This window comes from Pedobacter sp. AC379, assembly GCF_979258145.1.
This window is the reverse complement of record NZ_OZ409839.1, coordinates 2,289,221-2,303,084: the sequence shown is the minus strand read 5'-3', so window position 1 is coordinate 2,303,084 and position 13,864 is coordinate 2,289,221. Positions and strand designations below refer to the sequence as shown.

Below are 13,864 nucleotides of genomic sequence, written 5' to 3'. Positions count from 1 at the left end.
ATTAAGCAGTAAGTTTTCTAAATATATCTTCCAATGATTGTTGCTGATGCGCTTCTTTAAGGCCTTCGAGCGAATCGCTTGCCACAATTTTACCTTTATTAATGATGATAATATCGTCGCAGATGGCTTCAACCTCCTGCATAATGTGTGTAGAAATAACAACGGTTTTAGCTGTTCCTAATGTTTTAATCAATTTTCTGATATCAACGAGTTGGTTAGGATCAAGGCCTGAAGTGGGTTCGTCTAAAATAAGCACTTCCGGATTATGGATAATGGCTTGCGCCAGCCCTACCCTCTGGCGGTAGCCTTTTGATAACATGCCTATCTTTTTATGTTGTTCTGGCGTTAAACCCACCATTTTGATCACCTCATCAATCCGTATCGTTAAATTGGAAAGTTTATAGGTTTGACCTACGAAGTTTAGAAATTCCTTAACATACATATCCGCATAAAGCGGGGTGTTTTCTGGAAGATAACCAATGTGTTTTTTCGCTTCGATGGCTTCTGAGAGGATACTTTTACCAGAAATTTTGGCTTCGCCAGAGGTGGGTTCCAAATAACCGGTAAGCATGCGCATGGTGGTGGATTTACCAGCTCCATTTGGACCTAAAAAACCTAAAATGCGACCTGGCCTGGCTTCAAAACTTATTGAATCGACTGCTTTTTGCTTATCGTAATGTTTAGAAAGATTTTTAACTGAAATACTCATATTTGTATATTTAACCGCAAAGAACACAAAGGCTTTCGCAAAACAAGGTTTAGGATTATGATCCTTACATGGCACCTAGCAAACCCACAACGATACCCCATTGTGAACACTTTAAGATTGCTTCATGCATCGCAACAACGAACATATTAATTAATATGCGATGAACTTAACTTTTTATTGTACCTAAACTTATCCAATTCTTCTGCTGCCTGTGGTAAATTATCACCCGATAAAATGTCGGCACCATTATTAATGAGATGGTAATAAACATTTTTTGCAGGGCTTGCCATTGCACTTTTATCAATATTGCCCATAGTACCTAAAATAGTGGTAATGCCTTTATCATGAAGGTATTTATAAAAATCTTTATCAGGTGCAGAAACACCAACAAAGGCCACTATCCGATTATTTGGGATGCCCATGTTATTTAAGCGTTTTAATTCTGCTTTCTTTTGAACTGATGCAGAAATCATCATTTCAGGAGCCAATTGGTGTACTTCTCTCGCCTGATCTGCAGTATACGTAATAATTATCGAATTGCTTTCAACCTTATATTGCCTAACTTTTTCGATCACTCGGGCATATGAAACACCTTTCTTTAAATCGATGGTTAACAATGCTTTTCCTTTACTCCAGCTTAGCACACTATCTAAAATTGGGATTTTAAACTTAGTTTCTTCGCCATTATTATCGATCAGATTAAAAGCTTTTAATTCTTCATATGTATAATTGCCAATCGCCCCTTTACCTGTCGAAGTTCTATCGAGTTTATCATCATGCATAATTACCATTACCGAATCTTTACTGTAAGCAATATCAAATTCGATTATAACGGGATTATAAGTAGTGGCATTATCGAATGTTTCGATACAATTTTCAGGAAAACCAGGCATTGGTCCGCCGCGATGTGCACTAATTAATGGAAAACGGCTTTCTGGCGACCATTTTAAGAACTGATGTAATTCTTGGATGTTCTTAAAGTGAATATATTGATGACTTTTTTGTTTCGGTTTGCAAGAGAAAAAAACCGCAACCATAACCAGAAATAGTAAATGATGAAATTTCATGCATCAAAAGTAAACAAATTGGTTAATTGTTTTGAAGTGGCATAACCGATTAGGTGTTGAGATTGGTTTTTCGCTTAATTTTTGGCATGTTGAGCGGTTAACTCCTTTATTCAGTTAAAAAAATATTCCTCAGGCAAATCCATTTTTGATGGCAAAAACAGCCAATCCTACACGGGTTTTAAGTTCTAGTTTTTCGCAGAGCTGATCGCGGTAACTTTCCACAGTGCGTGGACTACAGAACATTTTATCAGCAATTTCTTTATAGTTAAGCTCGGTAACGGTATACTTAAGAAATTCTTTCTCGCGGTCTGAAATTTTAATTTCAACATCCTTGCTTTTATTAAGGCTGGAAAAAATGATTTTTGAAGCCCAGTCGGGATAGAAAAAACCGTTGGCATTTAATTTCGTAAGTGCATTTTCAAGCTCTATCGGATGTGCGTTTTTTAACAGATAAGCTTTGGCTCCATTGCTCACCATCTTAATAACGCTCTTTTCTTCCCCTTGCATGCTTAATGCCATTACCTTTACTTCCGGAAAGTGTGCGGTTAACCAGCTAACCGTTTCAAATCCATCCATAATGGGCATACTGATATCTAAAAGTACAATATCAGGGATTTTATTCTTGTTTTCGAAGTTTTGAATCAGTTCTTTCCCATTTTCACAGACATAAATTACCTCGAAAGCCGAAAAATTATCAATAATGCCTTGTAGCGCCTTTGCTATCAGCATATGATCATCAACAATAACTACAGTTTTTTTCATGAAGGGCCATTTAAAATAACAGTAAGTGTTGTGCCGAAACCTGGTTTACTTTCCAAATTGAACTTCCCTCCTATTATTTCGGCTCTTTTTTTCATGTTTTTTAGTCCAATTCCGTCAGAAGTTAATTTACTAAAATCGAAACCTTCCCCGTCATCCTGAATGCTTAAGGTTAAAAATATCTCGGCAGACGAATAAAGTTTGATCTTGATCTTGTTGCAATTGGCATGCTTTAAACTGTTTTGAAGAAATTCCTGAGTAATACGCAGCAGGACATTCTTTTTCACAAATTCAAGGAAAATTCCATCCGCATTGTGTTCAAAAATCACCTTGCATTTTCTTAAAGCATTGATGTTGTTTACTTCTTCCTGTATTAAAGTTACAATTTCATTTTCACTTATATTATCGTCGGTTAAATTTTTCGACAAACTCCTCAAATCTTGCAACGATGAATTAATTATCTGATAAATCTGTTCTATTCTTTTACTTGCTTGTGGCACCTTATTTTCGTGCACAAGCTGTTGGGTGTACAAACTTACCAGTGTTAATTTTTGGCCGATATTATCGTGTAGTTCTCGGCCAATCTGCTGCATAGTAGCCTGTTGTATTTCCAATTGGGTGGTTAAAAGTTCTTTTTGGTGTATTTCGTTACTGATTTCGATCTCATTCAGAAACTCTCTTTTCCGTTCTTTATATTTTTTGATATACACCAGTATGGCCACTACAAAAAGCACAAAAAACAGATTGAAAAGGATAATTGTAATTAAGAGTTCTGTTTTCCCCATATAAATGAAATTGAGAATAGTGCATACATAACAATTCCTGAAATGAGGAAATAATCGAAATAAACAGTCCAGATCTGAATATATACCCTTAAAAGTGAATAAAAAGTGAAGAAAGGCAATGTTCCGATGTAAAATAAGGTAACCCCCAAATTAATATAGAACATTCTATTTTTATTGAAGTGCAATATATTAGCTGAGTTAACCTGATTATAATATTCCTTAATTACTAAAAACATCAGCAACAAACAGCCCATGGTATAACTAAATGAAAAGTAAACTTTACTTTCTTTAAAGAAAAGCCTGCTGAGTATAAAGGAGACAACATAGACGGAAGCTATAACCCAAAAAAGCTTTTTATTGTTGAATGATTTTAAGGCATAAAGCCAGTAAAAAAATACAAACTGGAAAGGGATAACGAAATAATTATAATATTTTGTTTTTGAAAAGCTGATGTATTCCCCTCCCCATTTGCCAATAACTTCACAAATAAAAACGATGATTAGGTAATAAATAAAATATCTCCAATACTCACCTTTTAATCTTTTTAAATATAATAAGGAAATGAGAGCCGCCGCTCCCTCAACCCAAAGAAAACTATCGCTTAAAAATTGCTGAAAGTTATTCATTATCAAAATATTAATAAGACTCTACTCCTGAATCTGCAGGTGGAATGGTTTGGCCGTGGTTTTGTGCCATAACCTGGCGCGATTGGGTATCACCAGCATCAGAACTCATCGCCATCAAGGTTACCGGGCGATCGTTTTCGCGTTCCTTTATTATAAATGTTGTTTCATCCAAAGGATTAAAGTCATAATCAAGGTTGCTTCCCTGGCTGATTTTCTTTTTTAAAGTAGGGATCATGATTAGCGTATGTTTCTGGGCATAATCCTTTCCTATTGCTTTTTCATTGGCCATATTTTCCCATTCACCTTCTTTAGGGTAAGCCGCGTAATAAAAACGGATGCCAAGTGTAGCAATTCCAATACTGGAATTTCTTTTTTTGGTTTGGTATTCAATATCTGTAATAAATTTTTTGAGTGTTTTCAAATCAAAAGATACCGAATGTGCATCATCCAATCCCAAAGTTTTATTAATGGCATCCAGGTGGTTAGTTCGATAGTTATCAACCATGTGATGGATAATTTTGGGATCCATGGTGTTGGGATATTTTCTTTCGCTTTTATCTATTGCGCTGATCAATTTTTGAAACAGGTATAGCACTAAAGCACCACATAAAAAAACAAAGGCATAAACCGGTAAATTTTGCATTTCCATAATTTTTGAGTTTTAATTAAAGTTAACTTTTATTCTCAAATGTGCTAAAACTTTTATAGATAACTGATGGGGTTTTCCCCATATTTTATTGCTGTTTTTACTGCTTTTCATTTTGTTGCCATCACTACTGATTTCTAGTGATTTACCTAAGGTTATTCTGCCACTATTCTAACAATTTTGGGAAGTGTTTAACACGAACCGGAAGAAGCCGAAAATCCGGAATAGAGTAGGCAAAACTTACACCCTTAAAACCATGTCGAAAACATTAAAAAAAGAAGAAAAAGTAGAGTACACCGGCAGATACCTTGTACTTCTACCAGAAGGTTCGAACACAGCAGATTCGATCAGCCAGATCAACACCATCAGCGGGCTTAACCTAAAAAGCTCTTTAGAATTTGAAAACGAATTTTTTACCGACAAAGATCTTGATAAAACTGATGGTATTGTGTTGGATAAATTGGGCATTGCTATCGTAAATGAAAAACCCAAGGCAGAAAATTCCATCAGCAGTTTAGGCGATAACGAAATGATCGTTGAAAAAGAACGGGTAGTTTATGCCATCGGTATGCTTGATGAAAGCACCCAAAATTATGTGGAAGGCTATCGTGATGCGGTAAACCAGATGACCAATATGCTGGTTGGTACTGAAACAGAGAATTTTAATTTTGAAGAGCAGGATTCGGAAGTAGAATCAGTTGGTGCCACCTGGGGATTAAAAGCTACCAATGTTGTACCAAGCACCTTTTTAAGGTACAATCCATACAATGGAGCAGGCATTAAACTAGCAATATTGGATACTGGTTTCGATTTTAACCATCCAGATTTTGCTGGCCGCCCAATTGTTCATCAAAGTTTCATCAGTGGCGAAAGCACACAAGATGGTCATGGCCATGGCACCCACTGTACTGGTACATCTTGCGGTCCGGCAAGTTCTCCATCAGCAACAGAAAGATATGGAATAGCCTATGCGGCGAGCATTTACATTGGTAAAGTTTTAAGCAATGGTGGTTCTGGTGGTGATGGAGGCATTCTTGCAGGTATTAACTGGGCAATTGCTAACCGTTGTGATGTGGTGAGCATGTCGTTAAGAGGTTTGGTAAACGGAACCGGCTATTCGGCTGTATTCGAAACTGCCGCAACACGCGCACTGGCCCAGGGAACTTTAATTATTGCCGCAGCAGGAAATGATTCGGCCCGACCAGGGATTGTAAAACAGGTAATGCACCCTGCAAACTGCCCATCTATTATGGCTGTGGGGGCGGTAGATGTAAATATGAATGTTGCAAGTTTCTCTAACGGAGGCCTATACCCAACTTATGGTGCGGTAGATATTGCTGCTCCGGGCGTAAATGTGTACTCTTCTACAAAACTACCAACTAAATATGCAAGCTGGAACGGTACCAGTATGGCTACACCACATGTTGCTGGTATTGCAGCGCTGTGGGCACAGGCTACCGGCTTAAGGGGCATAAACCTTTGGCGTAAATTAACTTCAACCGCAAAAGCATTACCTTTACCTGGCAGAGATGTTGGTGCAGGATTGGTACAGGCACCTACAAAAACAAGATTAATCAAATTCCCAATTGATAAAACTCCGATTTTGATTCATCCAAAGTTCCCTTTCGATCCAATTGGTCCAATTGAAAAAATTATACGATGAAAACGAAGTGGTTAATATCTGTAGAGCATGGTGCAATGGAACAAGTGGCTAAAGAACTGCGCAAAACGGGCATTGCTGATATAGAAGCCCTGGATGCGATAGGTGTAATTGTTATTGTTCCCGGCGAACAAAAAATTGCAGATATCAAAAAAATCGATGGCGTAATAAATGTTGAGGAAGAAAGGGACATTAGCATTTAATAGAAACCATTAATCATTAACCTCTTAAATCGGTGTAGCCTTGTGTTGCACCGGTTTTTTTTGTGGGGAAATATTCTTTTTGGAGCCTAATTTTTATTGAAGTAAGCATTTTTACAACAAGGTTTGCAAACAAGAAAGATCGCTTCTAAGGAAAGCCAGGCGTGGCTGTCGGCTGAAAAAGTATTCTCTTGATCTACAACATTTCTTTAAACCCTAAGGCTACTTTGCTACTGATCAAAAACCTTAAGTCCTTTACCTTTAAACCCTGCACCTTTTTATTATCTTTGCTGCATTATGGCTCAAAAGAATAACGACGAACAATTTAAAAATGTAATATCACACGCTAAAGAATACGGTTTTGTATTTCAGAGCAGCGAAATATATGATGGCTTAAGTGCTGTTTACGATTACGGCCAATTAGGTGCCGAGTTAAAAAACAACATTAAAACTTACTGGTGGAAAGCCATGGTGCAAATGCACGAAAACATTGTAGGAATTGATTCTGCAATTTTTATGCATCCTAAAGTTTGGAAAGCCAGCGGACACGTTGATGGTTTTAACGATCCCATGATCGACAATAAAGACTCTAAGAAACGTTACCGTGCCGATCAGTTATTAGAAAATAAAATTGATGAACTATATTCAGAATTGGCCAGTTTCAGTGCAGAAAACAAAGCTAAATTTGAGGAGTTTCAGCAAGAAATATTAGGATTAAGTGATGAAGGACAAGCAGCATGGATTCCAAGTTTTAAAGATGAGGCTACCATTTTAGACCATGAGAAATATCCTTTTGTTGATGAAACAAGCTGGAGATTTGTTAAAAAAGGTTTAGCACTTGAGGTGGAAATGAATCTGGCACTTAAATCAGAAAATCTGGCACAGTTAAAAGATTTAATTGTTGGTTATAAAGTAATCTGCCCGATTTCTAAAACCTCAAACTGGACAGATGTACGGCAGTTTAACCTAATGTTTAGCACGCAATTTGGTGCTATGGCAGAAGGAAGTGATGAAGTTTATCTTCGTCCGGAAACAGCTCAGGGTATTTTTGTTAACTTTTTAAATGTTCAAAAATCTGGCAGGATGAAAATTCCTTTCGGTATAGCGCAAATTGGTAAAGCTTTCAGAAATGAAGTAATTGCACGTCAGTTCATTATGCGTATGCGCGAATTTGAGCAGATGGAAATGCAATTTTTTGTTCGCCCAGGTGAAGATAAAAAATGGTTTGAATACTGGAAAGAAGCGCGTTTAAAATGGCACAGGGCTTTGGGTACTGCTCCTGAAAAATACCGTTACCACGATCACGTTAAACTGGCGCACTATGCCAATGCTGCAACTGATATCGAATTCGAATTCCCATTCGGATTTAAAGAGGTTGAAGGAATCCATAGCCGCACTGATTTCGACTTAACGCAACACCAGGAATTTTCGGGCAAAAAAATGCAGTATTTCGATAATGATTTAAATGAAGAAGGTAAACCTTATGGCAATTACGTTCCTTATGTAATCGAAACTTCAATCGGTTTAGACCGCATGTTCCTCTTAACCATGATCAATGCTTTTGAAGAACAGGATTTAAGCACCGGTGATAAACAGGATAGCCGTACATTATTACGTTTACACCCTGCTTTAGCGCCTTATAAAGTAGCTGTTTTTCCATTAACGAAAAAAGATGGCTTACCTGAAAAAGCACGCGAAATTATGGATACGCTTAAGTTTGATTTCAACTGCATTTACGAAGAAAAAGATGCCATTGGTAAGCGATATCGCCGTCAGGATGCGGTAGGAACTCCATTCTGTATCACGGTTGATCATCAAAGTTTAGAAGACAATACCGTTACCATCCGTCACCGCGATAGCATGGATCAAGAACGTGTAGCCATTGCAGATTTAGGAAACATTATAGGTTCGGCAGTAAGCTGGAAAACTTTGTTGGCATAAAAAGTATCATTATTCTGATATTTTAGATATGATTCAAAATCGTTAAAATGCCGATTATTTATAAAGTTGTCATTTCGAGCGAAGTGCAACGTAATTGAGAAATCTTCCTTTGTAGATCTCTCCATTTCGCCACGCTTCAGTTGAGATGACGAAAATTTTACGAGGTCGCAGGTTTAAACCTGCGACTTTTTTTTATGCCACACATATGGATTTAGCCGAACGTAATCCGTTTCAAATAGAACTAAAAAATAAAGTGCGTTGCTAGTCTGATAAAAACTCATGGAATATTGATTTTCGCACCTTTGAAATAAATAAAATTGAACTGGTTTATAACGATTGGTACCAGAGGGGAAAATTTGTTCAAAAATTGCATCAGTTTTCTTTATCTTAGCCTTTAAATTAACCATAACAAATTAACACTCGTGAAATTACCTTTCAAACTATCCCTATTGGCATTTGTATGCCTATTAATTACATCATCCTGCAAAAAAGAAATCGATTATCATCAAGATTGGGTTACATCAACCATGAGCGCAAAAGTTGATGGTACTTTGTTGCAATGTACCATAACTACGGCCCAGGTTTATGATGCTGGCGGAAAAATAAGCGCACAAATTTCGGGTTTTAAAGGCTCTACTGCATTTACATTAATAATTAGCGATTTTAAAGGCGTAGGCACTTACAGTTTATCTGATAACAATTTAGCTAGTTATCTTACCGGTACATCCTTCGCTCAGGATGCTTACATCGGAGGTAGTGCAGGAACAATTAAAATAACCAGTTATTTAGCGGATAAATACATTAAAGGCACTTTTGAATTTAAAGGAGAAAATGTATCTACGTTAACAGTTAAAACCATTACTGAAGGACAGTTTAATATCAGTTTGGTTCCTGTTAAACTCCCTGAAACCAACAATAGCACTAATAATTTAAGTGCAAAGGTAGATGGTACCAAAATTGGATTTACCGGAGAAGCAACATCAACCAATGCTCCCATTATTGGCAACTTCCTTACTATTGTAACCATAAATGGTGATAAACGTATGATTCTTGGCGTTTTAGGTTATAAAGGTGTAGGCACTTACGACTTTTCAACGGATGGATCTGCAACATATATGAAAGATCAAAGTCCTACAGGTTCATTTACAGCAACAAGCGGCTCGTTAGTAATTACGAGTGAAGCTGGCGGCAAACTTAAAGGAACGTTTTCATTTAAGGCACCCAATGAAAATTCTACAATCAATACATCGGTAACTGTTACTGACGGAACTTTTGACATGCCTTATAGCAAAAAATAAGAGTTAATTTTCTTAAATATGAAGGGCAGCATTATCATTAAAGATTTGTGATCATGAGCTTGTCGAAGCCTATTTAAATACCCTTAAAGTGTTTCGACAAGCCCAACGTGACATAATAATTTAAAGAGAAATACTTTTATAATGCATCCTCTTTTGTTATAATGGAAATTAATAGCCGTAATCCTTCAGTCACAAAAGGCAAATGCCCAGTGTGTAATTTCTTATTCATTTTACCGAATGGTATATTTGTTTAGCGATCAAAATCATTTATATGAATATTCCACAGAAGTTTTTTGCCCGTCGACATGAAATTGCGGCAGATTATTTAAAAGAATTAGATAAACATCTCGACGATATTGTATCTGGCCGTGCAACTGAAATGTTTGAGGTAAGGGATTTTGCCGATTTAATCCATGTACATCCAACTCACCTAAGCAACACTATTAAAGCCGCTACAGGCCATTCGCCATGTTTCTTTTTCGAAGAGCGTTTAATGGAAATTTCAAAATCGATGTTGCAAAATGTAAGTATGCCCATTGCAGAAATTGCACGGATATTAACTTACGATCCATCCAACTTTACCAAGTTTTTTAAACACTTTGCAGGCCAAACCCCAAAACAGTATAGGGAAGCTTATTTTGAATCTTTGGCAACAAAAAAGGAAATTATCACCATATAATACTTAAGCTGTCACCATTTTTACTTAAGCTATCACCATTTTTACAGCATATTTCCATCTAATTTTGTTTAACAAATTAAAAGAAAATGGAAACACAAAATAAAATTGCCCTGGTAACCGGCGGTAGTCGCGGATTAGGAAAAAATGCAGCCTTAAAAATCGCTTCTAAAGGGATAGATGTAATTATAACCTATCAATCCAAAAAGGAAGAAGCAGAACAAACCGTAAAAGAGATTAAAGAATTCGGTGTTAATGCAGCTGCTTTACAGTTAAATGTAGCTGATAGCACTACTTTTGATGCTTTTTTCGCTAAAGTTAAAAACGTATTAAAAACTGTTTTTAATGCAGAAAAATTCGACTTTTTAATAAACAATGCAGGTGTCGGCATCCACGCTTCTTTTGCCGAAACCACCGAAGAACAATTTGATACTTTGGTAAATATCCATTATAAAGGTGCTTTCTTTTTAACGCAAAAAGCCCTGACCTTATTAAATGATGGAAGTGGGATTATTAACGTTTCCAGCGGTTTGGCACGTTTTGCAACTCCGGGTTATGCGGCCTATGCAGCTATGAAGGGTGCAATGGAAACATTAACCAAATACCAGGCAAAAGAATTAGGCGCAAGAGGAATCAGATCAAATATTATTGCTCCAGGAGCTATTGAAACCGATTTTGGGGGTGGTGTTGTACGCGACAATGACCAGGTAAATGCAGGAATTGCTGCTAATACCGCTTTAGGCCGTGTAGGCTTGCCAGATGATATTGGTGGCGTAATAGCATTCTTATGTACTGAAGATGCAAGATGGATCAATGCCCAACGCATTGAAGCTTCAGGCGGTATGTTTTTATAATCAAAACGTAGTTTTTGACCACGAATGCACTAAGGCACCAAAGTTAATAGCTTGGTATTTTGGTGTATTTGTGGTTATTTTTTTTCCTAATTGAATAATAAACGCCCTACCCAGACATAACGCCAACTAAAATTCATTAAACAGAAAATAATCAGCATCAAACGGCGTTATCCATGAAAATCATCCCATGTTTAAAATACTGCTACCAGCACTTTTTGTATTCCTTATTATAGGCCATGCCAATGCCCAAAAGTGGACAGATGCCGAATTTCGTAAAGCAAATACCGCAGCAAATGCAGCTTACTTAAACAACGAAGAAAAAAACATAGTGATGTACATGAATCTAATCCGAATTGATGGAGAAAAGTTTTATTATACCTTTTTAGAAGATTACATTAATAATTACAATGCCAAAGTTCGCCAATATAGAAATTACAATGAACTTAAAATTACACGAAACAACTCTTACTATACCTCTTTATTGAAACATTTACGCGGCATCAAAAATTTGCAGATGTTTTATCCTGATGATAAACTTACCTCATTAAGCCGCAACCATGCCCAGGATTTAAACAGAAATAACCTCAATACACATGAAAGTAGCAATGGCGATAAATTTTCGAAGCGTTTATCTAAATATTTTCCTAATAAAGCCATGAGCGAAAATATCGATTTTGGTTATTCGAACAGTTTAGATATTGTATGCCATTTGTTGTTGGATTGTGGCGTACCATCTCTTGGTCACCGCTTTAACCTATTGGATCAGAAATACAAACTCAATACGGTCGGCGTAAGCATTCAGCCGCATCCTTCTTACTCCTGGTGTGCAGTAATCGATTTTGTTGCGCAACCTACATTTTACACTAATAACCAATAAATTATAGTAGATTTATCTGTTGCATTTTTTTTTAAATGCATCAATTTTCTCTATGTCAAAATAGAAAAAAACTATTTATTTGCTTGCGAAAATTACTCCATTTTATACCAGATTACAAACCCTAAACGATGAGCGAAAAGAAAAAGCTAACAAGTGCATCGGGCATTCCATACGCAAATAACGAAGATAGCATGACGGTTGGTCCACGTGGCCCGATTCTGATCCAGGATTTCATTTTACACGAAAAAATGGCTCATTTTAACCGTGAGCGGATACCTGAACGGGTGGTACATGCAAAAGGATCTGGTGCTTATGGAACTTTTACTGTTACCCACGACATTACAAAATATACAAAGGCCAAACTTTTCTCCGAAATTGGCAAGCAAACCCGTACTTTCTTACGCTTTTCTACTGTTGGCGGCGAAAAAGGTTCGGCCGATAGTGAACGCGATCCGCGTGGCTTTGCGCTTAAGTTTTATACTGAAGATGGAAACTGGGATTTAGTTGGTAACAATACGCCCGTTTTCTTTGTGAAAGATCCGAAAAAATTTGGCGATTTTATTCACACCCAAAAACGCGATCCGCAAACAAATATGAAAAGCCCGACCATGATGTGGGATTTTTGGAGTTTGAATCCTGAAAGCTTACACCAGGTATTAATTTTAATGAGCGATAGGGGAACACCATTTTCTTACCGCCATATGGATGGTTTTGGCAGTCACACCTTCTCCTTTTACAACAATAAACACGAGCGTTTTTATGTGAAGTTTCACTTTAAAACTAAACAGGGTATCCAGAACTTCACCAACAACGAAGCTGTTGACATGAAATCTCAAGATCCTGACCATTCACAACGCGATCTCTTTGAAGCCATAGAAAGAGGTGAGTTTCCGAAATGGACACTTAAAGTGCAGATTATGCCTTTTGATGAAGCCAAAACTTACCACATTAATCCATTCGATTTAACCAAAGTTTGGCCACACCGCGATTATCCATTAATTGAAGTGGGTGAATTGGAATTGAACGAAAATCCTGACAATTATTTTGCGCACGTAGAGCAAGCCGCCTTTGCTCCTGCACACGTAGTTGATGGCATTTATTACTCGCCGGATAAAATGTTGCAAGGAAGGATTTTATCTTATCCGGATGCACAACGTTACCGTTTGGGTGGCAATTACGAACAAATTCCGGTTAACCGATGTCCGTTTATGACCAATAATTACCAGCGCGATGGTTTAATGGCAGTTAATGGTAACGGTGGATCGAACCCAAATTATTTTCCAAACAGTTTTGATGATATTGTGGTTGATGAAAGTTATAAACAACCCGCCTGGCCTTTAGAATCTTTATTGGCCGATAGTTACAATAGAAATGCTGAAGGTGAAAACGATCATTATACGCAACCAGGCAACTTATTCCGTTTAATGGATCCCGAAGCCAGAAAAAATACCATTGCAAATATTGTAAGTGCAATGGGTGGCATAAATGGTGTTAAAAAGGATGAAATTGTAAACCGACAGCTTTGCCATTGGTTTAGAGCAGATATGAGTTTAGGCCTGGCCATTGCAAAAGGTTTGGATTTAAATTTAGACCAAGCAATGGAAGGTATGGTGCATGCAGATCCACCCCATAAAGCCACTAACGGGTAACGGTATTAAAATGTCTCCAAAATTGGAGGCATTTTTTGTTTCTATAATATTCTGTATAAAAAATTACCTTTGCGCGTAATAATGATATGCGATAGCTCGTTTTTGATCATTTGAGCT

Annotated in this window: 14 protein-coding genes; 8 read left to right on the top strand and 6 right to left on the bottom strand. The window is 37.1% G+C overall.

The annotated features are described in order from the left end of the window. Window position 1: 1 nt before the first annotated feature. The 6 genes from ACZZZW_RS10215 to ACZZZW_RS10190 all read right to left on the bottom strand — a co-directional run bounded on the left by ACZZZW_RS10215 (window position 2) and on the right by ACZZZW_RS10190 (window position 4,595). Complete coding sequence (locus ACZZZW_RS10215) at window positions 2-709, bottom strand: ATP-binding cassette domain-containing protein (RefSeq protein WP_463493165.1); 708 nt, start codon at window positions 707-709, stop codon at window positions 2-4. 146 nt (window positions 710-855) lie between these two features. Next, window positions 856-1,776: a glycerophosphodiester phosphodiesterase family protein gene (locus ACZZZW_RS10210; protein ID WP_463493164.1), complete on the bottom strand. Its 921-nt coding sequence runs from the start codon at window positions 1,774-1,776 to the stop codon at window positions 856-858. A 129-nt stretch (window positions 1,777-1,905) separates the two neighbouring features. After that, window positions 1,906-2,538 (bottom strand): response regulator transcription factor, encoded by a 633-nt coding sequence (locus ACZZZW_RS10205; protein ID WP_055914691.1) that lies wholly within the window; start codon window positions 2,536-2,538, stop codon window positions 1,906-1,908. Then, a complete protein-coding gene (locus ACZZZW_RS10200) occupies window positions 2,535-3,320 on the bottom strand; it encodes a sensor histidine kinase (RefSeq protein WP_463493163.1) in 786 nt (261 codons plus the stop codon). The genes ACZZZW_RS10205 and ACZZZW_RS10200 overlap by 4 nt, the downstream gene beginning before the upstream one ends. Beyond that, window positions 3,299-3,946, bottom strand: coding sequence for a hypothetical protein (locus ACZZZW_RS10195; RefSeq protein ID WP_463493162.1), 648 nt, complete (start codon window positions 3,944-3,946; stop codon window positions 3,299-3,301). Before ACZZZW_RS10195 ends, ACZZZW_RS10200 begins: the two co-directional genes overlap by 22 nt. A gap of 10 nt (window positions 3,947-3,956) precedes the next feature. Further along, window positions 3,957-4,595, bottom strand: coding sequence for a hypothetical protein (locus ACZZZW_RS10190; RefSeq protein WP_463493161.1), 639 nt, complete (start codon window positions 4,593-4,595; stop codon window positions 3,957-3,959). A gap of 253 nt (window positions 4,596-4,848) precedes the next feature. On the opposite strand from ACZZZW_RS10190, the gene ACZZZW_RS10185 reads away from it, so the two are divergent. The 8 genes from ACZZZW_RS10185 to ACZZZW_RS10150 all read left to right on the top strand — a co-directional run bounded on the left by ACZZZW_RS10185 (window position 4,849) and on the right by ACZZZW_RS10150 (window position 13,747). Next, the gene (locus tag ACZZZW_RS10185; protein WP_463493160.1) at window positions 4,849-6,255 is read left to right on the top strand and encodes a S8 family peptidase; all 1,407 of its coding nucleotides are present in this window, start codon (window positions 4,849-4,851) and stop codon (window positions 6,253-6,255) included. Then, window positions 6,252-6,455 carry a hypothetical protein gene (locus ACZZZW_RS10180; protein WP_055914702.1) on the top strand — a complete coding sequence of 68 codons (204 nt, stop codon included), beginning with the start codon at window positions 6,252-6,254 and terminating at the stop codon, window positions 6,453-6,455. The genes ACZZZW_RS10185 and ACZZZW_RS10180 overlap by 4 nt, the downstream gene beginning before the upstream one ends. A 294-nt stretch (window positions 6,456-6,749) precedes the next feature. Then, complete coding sequence (locus ACZZZW_RS10175) at window positions 6,750-8,393, top strand: glycine--tRNA ligase (RefSeq protein WP_463493159.1); 1,644 nt, start codon at window positions 6,750-6,752, stop codon at window positions 8,391-8,393. Window positions 8,394-8,920: 527 nt separating this feature from the next. Next, the gene (locus tag ACZZZW_RS10170) at window positions 8,921-9,691 is read left to right on the top strand and encodes a DUF6252 domain-containing protein (protein ID WP_463493158.1); all 771 of its coding nucleotides are present in this window, start codon (window positions 8,921-8,923) and stop codon (window positions 9,689-9,691) included. A 271-nt stretch (window positions 9,692-9,962) separates the two neighbouring features. Next, complete coding sequence (locus ACZZZW_RS10165) at window positions 9,963-10,370, top strand: helix-turn-helix domain-containing protein (RefSeq protein WP_055914709.1); 408 nt, start codon at window positions 9,963-9,965, stop codon at window positions 10,368-10,370. An 86-nt stretch (window positions 10,371-10,456) separates the two neighbouring features. Then, complete coding sequence (locus tag ACZZZW_RS10160; RefSeq protein ID WP_463493157.1) at window positions 10,457-11,221, top strand: SDR family NAD(P)-dependent oxidoreductase; 765 nt, start codon at window positions 10,457-10,459, stop codon at window positions 11,219-11,221. Between the two features lie 187 nt (window positions 11,222-11,408). Beyond that, a complete protein-coding gene (locus ACZZZW_RS10155; protein WP_463493156.1) occupies window positions 11,409-12,098 on the top strand; it encodes a CAP domain-containing protein in 690 nt (229 codons plus the stop codon). A gap of 128 nt (window positions 12,099-12,226) precedes the next feature. Continuing rightward, window positions 12,227-13,747, top strand: a complete 1,521-nt coding sequence (locus tag ACZZZW_RS10150; RefSeq protein ID WP_463493155.1) for a catalase — start codon at window positions 12,227-12,229, stop codon at window positions 13,745-13,747. Window positions 13,748-13,864 lie beyond the last annotated feature (117 nt).

Excerpts from the sequence above, each read along its gene's own strand:
- ACZZZW_RS10210 (WP_463493164.1), bottom strand. The coding sequence starts at position 1,776 with ATGAAATTTCATCATTTACTATTTCTGGTTATGGTTGCGGTTTTTTTC.
- ACZZZW_RS10180 (WP_055914702.1), top strand. The coding sequence starts at position 6,252 with ATGAAAACGAAGTGGTTAATATCTGTAGAGCATGGTGCAATGGAACAA.
- ACZZZW_RS10195 (WP_463493162.1), bottom strand. The coding sequence starts at position 3,946 with ATGAATAACTTTCAGCAATTTTTAAGCGATAGTTTTCTTTGGGTTGAG.
- ACZZZW_RS10200 (WP_463493163.1), bottom strand. The coding sequence starts at position 3,320 with ATGGGGAAAACAGAACTCTTAATTACAATTATCCTTTTCAATCTGTTT.
- ACZZZW_RS10155 (WP_463493156.1), top strand. The coding sequence starts at position 11,409 with ATGTTTAAAATACTGCTACCAGCACTTTTTGTATTCCTTATTATAGGC.
- ACZZZW_RS10150 (WP_463493155.1), top strand. The coding sequence starts at position 12,227 with ATGAGCGAAAAGAAAAAGCTAACAAGTGCATCGGGCATTCCATACGCA.
- ACZZZW_RS10175 (WP_463493159.1), top strand. The coding sequence starts at position 6,750 with ATGGCTCAAAAGAATAACGACGAACAATTTAAAAATGTAATATCACAC.
- ACZZZW_RS10160 (WP_463493157.1), top strand. The coding sequence starts at position 10,457 with ATGGAAACACAAAATAAAATTGCCCTGGTAACCGGCGGTAGTCGCGGA.
- ACZZZW_RS10185 (WP_463493160.1), top strand. The coding sequence starts at position 4,849 with ATGTCGAAAACATTAAAAAAAGAAGAAAAAGTAGAGTACACCGGCAGA.
- ACZZZW_RS10165 (WP_055914709.1), top strand. The coding sequence starts at position 9,963 with ATGAATATTCCACAGAAGTTTTTTGCCCGTCGACATGAAATTGCGGCA.
- ACZZZW_RS10190 (WP_463493161.1), bottom strand. The coding sequence starts at position 4,595 with ATGGAAATGCAAAATTTACCGGTTTATGCCTTTGTTTTTTTATGTGGT.
- ACZZZW_RS10170 (WP_463493158.1), top strand. The coding sequence starts at position 8,921 with ATGAGCGCAAAAGTTGATGGTACTTTGTTGCAATGTACCATAACTACG.
- ACZZZW_RS10215 (WP_463493165.1), bottom strand. The coding sequence starts at position 709 with ATGAGTATTTCAGTTAAAAATCTTTCTAAACATTACGATAAGCAAAAA.
- ACZZZW_RS10205 (WP_055914691.1), bottom strand. The coding sequence starts at position 2,538 with ATGAAAAAAACTGTAGTTATTGTTGATGATCATATGCTGATAGCAAAG.